Source organism: Pseudanabaena minima str. Chao 2107 (genome assembly GCF_051131155.1).
Lineage (GTDB): Bacteria > Cyanobacteriota > Cyanobacteriia > Pseudanabaenales > Pseudanabaenaceae > Pseudanabaena > Pseudanabaena minima.
Genome location: NZ_CP159508.1, coordinates 4,571,223 through 4,582,243 on the forward strand (window position 1 = coordinate 4,571,223; position 11,021 = coordinate 4,582,243).

General features: G+C 41.3%; 11 protein-coding genes. 5 read left to right on the forward strand and 6 right to left on the reverse strand.

The features are described from left to right. Positions 1-114: 114 nt before the first annotated feature. Positions 115-1,268, reverse strand: a protein-coding gene (locus ABM313_RS20695) for an IS630 family transposase (protein ID WP_434683792.1) whose coding sequence is annotated in 2 segments (ribosomal slippage) — positions 115-827 and positions 827-1,268 — 1,155 coding nt in all. Because the reading frame shifts where the segments join, the coding sequence is not laid out codon by codon here. Between the two features lie 183 nt (positions 1,269-1,451). Between ABM313_RS20695 and ABM313_RS20700 the strand changes: the two genes are divergently transcribed. Next, a protein-coding gene (locus ABM313_RS20700) for an IS630 family transposase (protein ID WP_434683792.1) occupies positions 1,452-2,605 on the forward strand; the annotation gives its coding sequence in 2 pieces (ribosomal slippage) (positions 1,452-1,893 and positions 1,893-2,605; 1,155 coding nt in all). A gap of 48 nt (positions 2,606-2,653) precedes the next feature. Here ABM313_RS20700 and ABM313_RS20705 read toward each other — a convergent pair. Both ABM313_RS20705 and ABM313_RS20710 read right to left on the reverse strand, forming a co-directional pair. Next, positions 2,654-3,442 carry a hypothetical protein gene (locus ABM313_RS20705; protein WP_434685037.1) on the reverse strand — a complete coding sequence of 263 codons (789 nt, stop codon included), beginning with the start codon at positions 3,440-3,442 and terminating at the stop codon, positions 2,654-2,656. Next, the gene (locus ABM313_RS20710) at positions 3,439-4,866 is read right to left on the reverse strand and encodes an AAA family ATPase (protein WP_434685038.1); all 1,428 of its coding nucleotides are present in this window, start codon (positions 4,864-4,866) and stop codon (positions 3,439-3,441) included. Before ABM313_RS20710 ends, ABM313_RS20705 begins: the two co-directional genes overlap by 4 nt. A gap of 225 nt (positions 4,867-5,091) precedes the next feature. Here ABM313_RS20710 and ABM313_RS20715 point away from each other — a divergent pair, with 225 nt between their 5' ends. From ABM313_RS20715 to ABM313_RS20725, 3 genes are all read left to right on the forward strand, one after another. Further along, positions 5,092-5,517 (forward strand): cupin domain-containing protein, encoded by a 426-nt coding sequence (locus ABM313_RS20715; protein ID WP_434685039.1) that lies wholly within the window; start codon positions 5,092-5,094, stop codon positions 5,515-5,517. A 7-nt stretch (positions 5,518-5,524) separates the two neighbouring features. After that, entirely contained in the window at positions 5,525-6,163 is a 639-nt protein-coding gene (gene pdxH, locus ABM313_RS20720; RefSeq protein WP_434685040.1) for a pyridoxamine 5'-phosphate oxidase, read from the forward strand. Positions 6,164-6,239: 76 nt separating this feature from the next. Continuing rightward, a complete protein-coding gene (locus tag ABM313_RS20725; protein ID WP_434685041.1) occupies positions 6,240-6,692 on the forward strand; it encodes a hypothetical protein in 453 nt (150 codons plus the stop codon). Here the strand turns inward: ABM313_RS20725 and ABM313_RS20730 are convergent. Continuing rightward, positions 6,679-7,728 (reverse strand): glucokinase, encoded by a 1,050-nt coding sequence (locus ABM313_RS20730; protein WP_434685042.1) that lies wholly within the window; start codon positions 7,726-7,728, stop codon positions 6,679-6,681. The two genes, ABM313_RS20725 and ABM313_RS20730, sit on opposite strands and share 14 nt — an antisense overlap. Before the next feature lie 63 nt (positions 7,729-7,791). Further along, entirely contained in the window at positions 7,792-8,472 is a 681-nt protein-coding gene (locus ABM313_RS20735; protein ID WP_434685043.1) for a HEAT repeat domain-containing protein, read from the reverse strand. 409 nt (positions 8,473-8,881) lie between these two features. On the opposite strand from ABM313_RS20735, the gene ABM313_RS20740 reads away from it, so the two are divergent. Further along, positions 8,882-10,495: an iron uptake porin gene (locus ABM313_RS20740; protein ID WP_434685044.1), complete on the forward strand. Its 1,614-nt coding sequence runs from the start codon at positions 8,882-8,884 to the stop codon at positions 10,493-10,495. 75 nt (positions 10,496-10,570) lie between these two features. Here the strand turns inward: ABM313_RS20740 and ABM313_RS20745 are convergent, their stop codons facing one another. Further along, on the reverse strand, positions 10,571-10,987 hold the full coding sequence (locus ABM313_RS20745; RefSeq protein ID WP_434685045.1) for a hypothetical protein: 417 nt from the start codon (positions 10,985-10,987) through the stop codon (positions 10,571-10,573). Positions 10,988-11,021: the final 34 nt, after the last annotated feature.

Consider the following 11,021-nt stretch of genomic DNA (forward strand, 5'->3'; position numbering starts at 1 on the left):
AGCTACAAAAAATTTACTTAGAGTCTAACATCTTAGCTTTTTTATTGCATTAAGGTAGGTTGTTGGAATTAAATGTAGTGGACTGTTTCATCTAAAATAGTGCAATAGATACGGTTATTCTTCTTGCTCAAATACTGGATAAAGATGTTTCAGTTTGACTCTGGCATCGCTTGTCGAAAACCTCCATATTACTTTGGATGCATTCTGATTTCGAGACTTTTGCCAAGCGTCTATCTCCTCTTTGAGTTTGTCCTTGCTAGGAATCCGTCTATCTAAACATTGTTTTGATAAGACACTCAATTCGGTTTCGGCTACATTCAACCAACTACCATTACGCGGCGTATGATAAATTTCTAGTCTTCTTGCTAAACGATGAGCTTCTGGTGCAGGAAATGCTTCATACAGCGAAGCTATATTATGGGTATTCAGATTATCACTGAGTAGCTTTACTTTTCGTGCATTCGGATAGTCCTCATCCAACAATTGACGTATTTCCTCAGCCCAATCTATCCTTGTTCGACTATCTCGGCTACTCACCCGTCTCCATCCTCGATGAGGGTCAACAAACATGAATAGGGCTTGAACACCTTCACGCTCATAGTGGTAGTCTTCTTTTTTATCTTGTCCAGGTTGCATCGCTATTGGTGGATAAACCTCTCCGAGTAGTTGCTTTGATGCTTCATCCATTGCAATCAACGGTTCTTCTTCGCATGGCTCCGTGCTATACAAGTCAAGGACGACTTCCATTTCTGCCACAAATCTTGCTAAATCTCTTTCGGGAATACAAAATCTCTGGGTTTTCCAAGGTCGTAATTCGTTTTTTTTAGAGTACGCCACACCGTTGATGCGGAAATTTCGGTAATAACTTGTCTTTGCTTGAGTTCTGACGTTAATAGTCTGATTGTCCACTCAGCACGTCCTTCTGGTGGGTCTGCACAACACAGAGCAATTATGTGGGCTTCGCTAGAGCCATCGACCTTGGGCGGTGTGGGGGGCGTTTTCCTTAATTGTCTCTCTAGTGCAGGTTTTTCACCTTTTTGCAGAAATCTTTGGCGAATTCGACCTACGGTGTTTCTATGCACCTGCAATGCTTCTGCTATTTCTTCATCAGTCCATGTTCTCTTGCTGTATTTTCCTTCATCACACATCAGTAAAATTCTGGCGTGCAAGATCTTTTTTGCAGGTGCATAGCCATTTCGACTAATTTGTTCTAAGTTTTCTCTATCCTCTACTGTTAAATAGACTTTATCTCGCCTTCCTCTTCCCATGATTAGGGCTCTCCAAACCAATATCTATTGCACTATTTTAGATGAAACAGTCCAGTAGGATGGCTTAGCGATCGCGTAACCTATCATTTTTATACAATTGATGCGTTACTTTGCACTAAAGCATCCTACTGGACTGTTTCATCTAAAATAGTGCAATAGATATTGGTTTGGAGAGCCCTAATCATGGGAAGAGGAAGGCGAGATAAAGTCTATTTAACAGTAGAGGATAGAGAAAACTTAGAACAAATTAGTCGAAATGGCTATGCACCTGCAAAAAAGATCTTGCACGCCAGAATTTTACTGATGTGTGATGAAGGAAAATACAGCAAGAGAACATGGACTGATGAAGAAATAGCAGAAGCATTGCAGGTGCATAGAAACACCGTAGGTCGAATTCGCCAAAGATTTCTGCAAAAAGGTGAAAAACCTGCACTAGAGAGACAATTAAGGAAAACGCCCCCCACACCGCCCAAGGTCGATGGCTCTAGCGAAGCCCACATAATTGCTCTGTGTTGTGCAGACCCACCAGAAGGACGTGCTGAGTGGACAATCAGACTATTAACGTCAGAACTCAAGCAAAGACAAGTTATTACCGAAATTTCCGCATCAACGGTGTGGCGTACTCTAAAAAAAACGAATTACGACCTTGGAAAACCCAGAGATTTTGTATTCCCGAAAGAGATTTAGCAAGATTTGTGGCAGAAATGGAAGTCGTCCTTGACTTGTATAGCACGGAGCCATGCGAAGAAGAACCGTTGATTGCAATGGATGAAGCATCAAAGCAACTACTCGGAGAGGTTTATCCACCAATAGCGATGCAACCTGGACAAGATAAAAAAGAAGACTACCACTATGAGCGTGAAGGTGTTCAAGCCCTATTCATGTTTGTTGACCCTCATCGAGGATGGAGACGGGTGAGTAGCCGAGATAGTCGAACAAGGATAGATTGGGCTGAGGAAATACGTCAATTGTTGGATGAGGACTATCCGAATGCACGAAAAGTAAAGCTACTCAGTGATAATCTGAATACCCATAATATAGCTTCGCTGTATGAAGCATTTCCTGCACCAGAAGCTCATCGTTTAGCAAGAAGACTAGAAATTTATCATACGCCGCGTAATGGTAGTTGGTTGAATGTAGCCGAAACCGAATTGAGTGTCTTATCAAAACAATGTTTAGATAGACGGATTCCTAGCAAGGACAAACTCAAAGAGGAGATAGACGCTTGGCAAAAGTCTCGAAATCAGAATGCATCCAAAGTAATATGGAGGTTTTCGACAAGCGATGCCAGAGTCAAACTGAAACATCTTTATCCAGTATTTGAGCAAGAAGAATAACCGTATCTATTGCACTATTTTAGATGAAACAGTCCACTAATTAGAGGCTTAAATTAAATCTGATTCCTGAAATTTCGCATTAATTGCACAACGAGCCGCCGCCACAAATTCAGCGCTATCTAAAAGATATTCTTTTAGAATTACTTTTAATTCATTAGCTAGTCTTTGGATTTCTTGATCTTGAGGATGTTCTGTAACTGAAAGCAATACTTTGTTTAACTCCCGCAAAATATTTAGTCTTTGTCGCCTAGATTCAATAAGATCATCAGAATTAAGATCTAAATAATCAATCGTAATTTGCCCTCTTGGATTTCCGTTAATGGCATAGGCATACTCAGCCCGAAAGCCAATAAATTCTTCAGGATTCTCTTTGCCACAATCGATAAACAAGGGGCTTTCTTTAGTAATTCGTTGGTTGTGATTGGTTGCACGTTTGCTGGGGTCTTGTAGAGGGAATAGATTCTTCTTGTGTCTTGAATTGCAGGATGAACAGGAGAGATAAAGGTTTTCCCATTTATAGGCTAACCAGTAGTACGCTGGGTATTTTAAGGGTTCGCCTTGAGCCTGTTGATATGCACCTTTAGGACGAAAATGCTCAACATCTCCATTTTTACCAATAATCCTTTCGCAGAAACAACATTTCTGATGCTGAGCCTTGATTAGGAGTTCTTTGACGCTTTCATGAGCATAGATAGAACTGGCAAAATCAAATTTTTCTTTGTTGGTTTCATAGGCAGATGGATTGAGAGAATATGCATCACAGTGGGATTTACATTTTTGCTTGCCGTCAGTAGTTAATTTCTTGGGTGCTATTTTGGGTTTGTGAATCCGAATCACTCAACTGCCTCCGTCACAGGTTCGTCTAATAGTTTGGCGGCACGGCGAATGATGTCCATAGCTTTGATATCTTCGGAAGTCTCGGCAGTGGGCAAAGTACCAATTTTTGCTTCTAATTCTTTTAATTCGGCGCGATCGCTTGCAGTCAGTTTTGGTTTGGTGAGTAGTTCTTTGCGGCGTTGTAGCAAAGGTTCAATTTTCGCAGATCTTGCTGACGGCATTTCAAAAACACTGGTCAGAACTTGATCAACTCGCCAGTTTTCAATAATTTCTAGATCATTATTATTAATGATCTTAACTTGATCGCCTTCTCGTCGTAACAAGACAATATTGGCATCCTGTGCAGCTTGCACCACTAGAGGACTATGGGCGGTAACAATAAATTGCGTATTTGGGAAGCGATTAGTCAGAAATTGCATGATATCTCTTTGCCATTTTGGATGCATATGCAAGTCAATTTCATCAACTAATACAATCGCTGGTTCCGCAAGTGGATCTTCGCTATCAGGATAACGTTTAAATAATCTCACTGCTAGATCAACCATCCAAGCGATCGTGGTTCGATATCCTAAGCCTAAACTAGATAAACGTACCCAACCAAATGGTGTTAAAAATTGTGCTACTGGACGCTCATGATATTCATCTAGGTCGATACGAATATCTTTTACGTCTGGCAAAATTTGTTTTAGAATCTCAATAATCTGTTTAAGTTCTTTTCTTAGACGAGTTCGGGTTTTGCCAGTAGATGATTTAACAGCATAATCAGTTTGCAATAACCACTCTTCTGCATTAATAAGTGACACATCATCAGAAAAAAGACTAGCTGAATGGTAGGATGTATTGCTATCACTTAGAGAAGTACTTCCTATTTTTCTTGTTGCGCCATATCCGTAGAAAATTGCCCCTTTTAATTCATTGCTAGATTTCTCAAGCTCAGACTCTATTACAATTGATACATAATCTTTTTGGATATCTAGATTCTTACCTGTCTTAAAAGAATTAAGTGTGATATTACTAGCAAAACTAACAGAAATTGCAGGAATTGTTTCACCTGTATGCGTTGCAATTCCTATCTCCTCCCAGATTTCTTCAAAATCATAAAAATTCCAAAGCATAGGCTGAAATTCTTTTACTTCTTCAGATTTCTCTACTCCATCTACTACAATTGGATACTCATACATTTCTAGTCTCATTTCCATACCAGCTAAGCAACGTAAAAGTGTAGTTTTCCCAACGCCATTATTTCCTAAAATTACTGTCCACTGTGCAGGATGACCATCCTTATTCGATAAATTTAACGTTTGTCGTTCCTTGAAGCACAGGAGATCTTCTACTTCCATTGAAAGTAAATATACTGGAGGATCTTCGTTTTTTAATGCCGCAGTTTTACGTCTGGTTGTAGCTTTCTTGGGCTGAGTGGTCATGACTTTTGGGTGAGAAACCCTATGCGTGAACTAAGTATTTAGTATTGGTATATTAACAGATGCTCGATCTAGCAGAAAATTGATGACTCAAAAGGATGATTTAGCAAGCTTTTAAATCACAAATGATCGGTGCGATCGCAGTATTATTTTGATGAGTATATGATTAATGATGTAATTAGTACTTGTAGCAAGTACTGCTAAACACAAAAACTATCTCTAATTGCTATGGTTAATTTTGATTCTGAGCAATTACCCGACTACTCAAGCCAAATCATCACAGTACGTCCTGATAGCGAAACTGCCACATTGCAAAAGCTGCCCTATTTTGTGGGGATCTCTGGTGCTACAGCAGGAGCCAAAGGGATTTCGATGAATTTGGTGATTATTCCCGCAGGTGGTGCTGCGGAGCCACATTTTCATCGTGACTATGAGACTGCTATTTATTTGGTCAAGGGTCGGGTAGAAACTCGCTATGGTCAAGGGCTGAGACAATCAGTAATTAATGAAACTGGTGATTTTATCTTCATTCCCGCAGGTGTGCCGCATCAACCTCATAATCTAAGTGATACCGAAGCAGCCCATGCGATCGTCTCCCGCAACGATCCTAATGAGCAAGAAAATGTTGTTCTTTACAATCCCAATATTGAGTAGTTAAAAAATGGATATTCATGCATTAAGAGAAGATTACAAACAAGGGGAACTTAGGCGCAAAGATCTTCATGACGATCCCTTTAAGCAATTTGAGAAATGGTTTCAGCAAGCTTGTAATGCTGAATTGTTAGAACCAAATGCAATGACCTTATCGACAGTTTCCGAGCAAGGACAGCCGTTTATGAGGACAGTATTGCTCAAATATTTTGACCATAATGGATTAGTATTTTTTACCAACTATGAGAGTCGGAAAGCTCGTCAAATTGAGATAAATCCCAAAGTTTCAATTTTATTTACTTGGTTACCTCTCCAAAGGCAAGTACACATTACAGGAACAGCCGAAAAAGTAACTACAGCCGAATCATTACAGTATTTCACCTCTCGTCCTAGGGGGAGTCAGTTAGGAGCATGGAGTTCTCAACAAAGCTCTGTAATTTCTTCACGGCAACTTCTACTGATGCAATTTGAACAGGTTAAGCAAAAGTTTTTGGATGGAGAGATTCCGTTACCTGATTTTTGGGGAGGATATCGGGTTGTTCCCACCAGCTTTGAGTTTTGGCAAGGTTGTACTAACCGCCTACACGATCGCTTCCTGTATACACCACAAGAAGAGCAATCGTGGCAAATTCAAAGGCTAGCTCCTTAGAATATGGTCGCTGTAAAGCGTCGCCTAATTAATGTCTAATTAATGTCTGAAGATTAATTCTGGAGATAAGTTACTAATGACAGTTAGCATGATCTTATTTATTGGGCTTGCAAGCTTAGGATATCCTCCGTTACGGCTATTGCATCCATTGTATCCATTAGCGATCACTCAAAATTCACACATTCAAGGCAATGTACCTGAACAGTTTGACCAGCTTCTTAAACGTGATCTCATAACCTACTTTCAGGATCTATACAAACAAGCAGTAACAGTTGAATATGAACTGTTGCGAGAGATACCCACCCAAGCGGGTGTGGCTTTGCCCAAATATTACATCTGGGTAAAAATCTATAGCCCAAAAGGATTACTTGACGAAGGCGCAGTTAAAGTTTCCGCCGTAGAAAAAACTCACTTTACAGTATTGAACTATTTGGCGATCGCTGATTTACAGAAATCTCCAGAGAGAATTAATCAAATATTTCCATTACCTGTAGGCGATAAGATCCGATCTCGTCTCAAACAAAACTAGCGGCGTGAAGCATAGCTCCAATTAGTCCCACTTCAGGATTAAGCACGATATGAATTGGGATATCTTCTAAAACTGAGCTAACTCTGCCTTTGTTTTTGAGAATCTTTAAAAACATTCCGTCTTGGAGTAAAGGCAATATTTTGGGAGCAATGCCACCCGCAATATATAAGCCACCATTAGGAATTAACTTCAAAGCTAAATTACCAACTTCGGCAGCATAAGCCTCTACAAACATTTGCATCGTTTGTGTGGCTAGGTGATCCATATTAGTCTCACTATTAACTCCACAATTTGCTAATGCAGCATCGGCGATCGCTGAAGCTGCCCCAGAGGTGAGATCTCCTGATTCCCATAGGCGGACTTTTTCGGCAATTTCTGATGACTCAGGCGGCGAAACTTGGCGATCGCGTAAAAACTGATAAATCGCTACAATTCCCGTCCCTGAAGCCACGCGCTCTACTGATACTCGATCATGGCGCTTAAACAGATATTGCAATAATTCAATTTCTAGCGCATTTCTTGGGGCAAAATCAGCATGTCCACCTTCAGTGGGATACACCTCATAGTGATCGCCATTCCATCCCAAATATGCCTCGCCCAAACCCGTTCCTGCACCAATAACGCCTATTGGCGATCGCTCAACCAAACGACCATCTTGCAAGGTATATAAATCATGTGGTTGCAATCCTAATACTCCATAGCCAACTGCCACAAAGTCATTAATTAAACTTACTTGGTCAATCTTGAGTTCCTCGGCAAGGCGATCGCTATCGAACGACCAACCAAGGTTAGTTAATTGCGATCGGCGATCATGGACAGGACCCGCAATCCCAAAACAAGCCGCCGATAGTATTGGCAATTCACCCAAATTTATTTTTGTTGCTTCTAAAAATGCACGTAAAACATCTGAAAAACTGGCGTAATCAGCACCAGCAAAGCGTTGTTCATATAAAACTCTAAATCCATCGGCATTTTTTTCTGCAACCCGCAAAAGAGTTTTTGTACCGCCAATATCTCCAGCCAAAATTATCGCCATTGCTTATTATTTCCTTGCCTAAGCATCTAGAGCAGTAAATTAATCCGCTTTACAGATTCTGTACTAATTGGTTGCCAACTGATCAATCGCATATTGAGCCGCCGATGCTACCTGTGGATGGGCATCTTTAACGAGATAATTCAGAGCCGACAGACTTTTATCACAGTCTAGATGTCCCAAAGCTTCAGCCAAACGCTGTCTCGTTAGCCAATCATCCGACTGGGCAAATCGCAAAATCTGATCGACACAGCGCAAATCGCCTACTTCACCTAAAGCAGCGATTGCTGCTTGATGCAGCATCGTTTCAGGACTTTCTAAAGCTTGAATCAGAGCATCATAGGCTCTGACATCCCCCAAATTTCCCAAAGATACTGCCGCACTAAAACGAACTAGCCACTCAGTATCCTCATAAAAAGCGCGTAGTAATGGCTCAACGGCACGATTATCTTGTAGATACCCCATAGCTCCTGCGGCATCGGCGCGAATTCCATAGTCATTCTCGGTTTCTAAAATCCTTGCCAACACTGGAAAGCAATCTTCCGTATGCTTTAAACCTAATGCAAATACTGCCATCGAGCGGATCTGTAAGTTTTCATCATCAATTACCTTTAAAATCAATGGCACTGCTTCGTCAGGTGACAAATCTCGTAAAGACACCAAAGCTAGAAGGCGATCGCGTGAGTTTTCGCTGTCTAGCTGTTGAGAAATATTGCTTAAATCTGGGATTTGATTGGGGGAGGACATAAAAAGCTCTTGTTAAAATCCTAAGTATAGCGATCGCCCATTGATCAAAACAGATTACGAAGCAAAGAATAGCAATTTACATTGAATAGCGTAGTCGTTTTATGTTTTTAAAACCCTTACTGAGTTTGTTTTTTAACGACATCTTATAAAAGCGTACCGTCAAGATAACCCGATCGGATGACAAAACATTCAAACTAGGTATGCTATGATACATTTAGATTAGAATTTTATGTAGCTAATCTAGCAGTATCTGAAATAATAGACGGTTATTTTGGGTAAGGCTAATCTCAATAGATCTGCTAAGGTTGTATAGACTATAATCAATGGCGTAAGGGTCAAAAATTCTAGACTCGCTACATAATACGTTAAGCACACAAACTTAAAATTTACTCTCGTGAGGAGTGGAATAATGAAAAAAGTATCTTTGAATCTAGCTAGCAGCCTAAGTCTCTTAGGTGTTATTGGTGCAGTCGCCGCAACCCCTGCACTCGCAGAAACCACTACAAGTGTTTCTCAAGTTAGCCAAGCTATGAGCAGCGATCCAGTTGCTCAAAACGTAACCTCAGTATCTCAACTTAGTGATGTTCGTCCTACTGACTGGGCTTTCACCGCATTACAATCCTTGGTAGAGCGTTACGGTTGTATCGCTGGCTATCCTGATAGCACTTTCCGTGGCAGACAAGCAACCAGCCGCTATGAATTTGCCGCAGGTTTGAATGCTTGCTTAGACAAAATCAACGAAATTATTTCCGCAGGTTTAGCTGACAAGGTTAGCAAAGAAGACCTCGCAACTTTGCAAAAGCTCCAAGAAGAATTTGCTGCTGAACTTGCAACTCTCCGTGGTCGTGTAGATGCTCTTGATGCCAAAGTTGCTAAGCTTGAAGCACAACAGTTCTCCACCACCACCAAGCTCTCTGGCGAAGCAATCATGTCCGTACAGGGTGCTAGTGGTAACCCAGGAACCCCTAGCAGCACCAACGTTTTCGTATCTAGCCGTGTTCGTTTAGACCTCAATACTAGCTTTACAGGTAGCGACCTATTGAAAACTAGACTTGAAGTTGGTAATGGCGGAACAACTAATATTCCTGGAGTATTTGGTGCTGGATCAACTACTGGAACTGCAGGTGTTAGTAGCAATATTGGCTTCCAAACCTACGGTCAATACTATACAGGTTTAGGCTCAAACTTTGTACTTGGCAAGTTGCGCTATGACTTCAACCTAGGTGACGCTCGGATCTCTCTTGGTCCCGTGATGCACGCCTACGATCACATCGATACCAATAGCTTTGCCAATAATGAAGCCGTTGACTTCGCATCTACCTTCTTCATCAATAACCCTCTAATGGTTTTGGTCAATGGTCAAACGGGTGGAGCAGGTGCTGCCTTTGATTGGAACGTTGGTAAGAGTGCTTTCACTGTTCGTGGTCTTTATCTAGCAGGTAATGCAAGCAGCCCTACTGCTCTTGCTGCTACTAATACTAATGCAGGCTTGTTTGGTGATGCTTACCAAGCAACTGCTGAGTTAGAATTTGCTCCTAAGAACGATGCTGGTGAAAAGCCTCTTGCAATCAAGCTTCAGTACACCAATGGTGCTGTCAACAACGCCAACATTAATGCAGGTGGTGTAAACGTTGAGTGGAAGTTTGCTAAGGGTATCGCCATCTTTGGTCGCTATGGTTTTGGTACAATTGATAACCGTGGTGTTGTTCCTGGTGCCTACACAAACTCACTATTTGTTGGGGCTCCAGCTACAGCAGGCAACTTGAGCCCTCAAACTTGGATGGCTGGTTTTGCTTTCCCTGATTTGTTTAAGGAAGGCGCAATGGCAGCAGTTGCTGTTGGTCAGCCTTTTATCGACCGCTTTGTTGGCAACGCAACTCAAACCAACTTGGAATTGTTCTACAACTTCCCTGTTACCAACAATATCCGCATCACTCCTGATGTTCAATTTATTTTCAATCCTAACAATACAACTGGAAGCACCATCTTTGTTGGTACTTTGAGAACTGTATTCTCGTTCTAAACTCATAAAAAAGAGGTGCTGCTTTGCAACACCTCTTAAAAAATAAGGCTAGCGCATTGCGCTAGCCTTATTTTTTTATCTAATACCAATTAATGATTTTGCCATTGGGAAATAGGTTGCCCATATTTTAGGGTCAGGACGACTTGCCCAGTCGCGACGGGAAACGATCAGTTGCAAGATGATAGCAGCTTGATCTTGATTTAAGTTTTGAGCAGTAACTTTGACCGATACATCCGAGACAAGTACTTCCCGATCAAATGTACGCTGAGCCGCAGATCGCGCTAGTATTTCGGCTTTACGGGTCATTACTGTAAACCCCTCATCTTGGTTAACAAGTAACCGAATATCGACCTCACGACGCTCTGCAACAGCACTACCAGCGATCGCTATAGTTGATAAAGTAGCGATCGCTGAAACAAGTATGTAGTTAGTTAATCGACGAAATGGCTGAACCATCGAAAAAGTCGGAGAAACATGCGATTTGTTTTTCATAGTCATCTTCGCCAGAAACTCACAAAAAAATTTA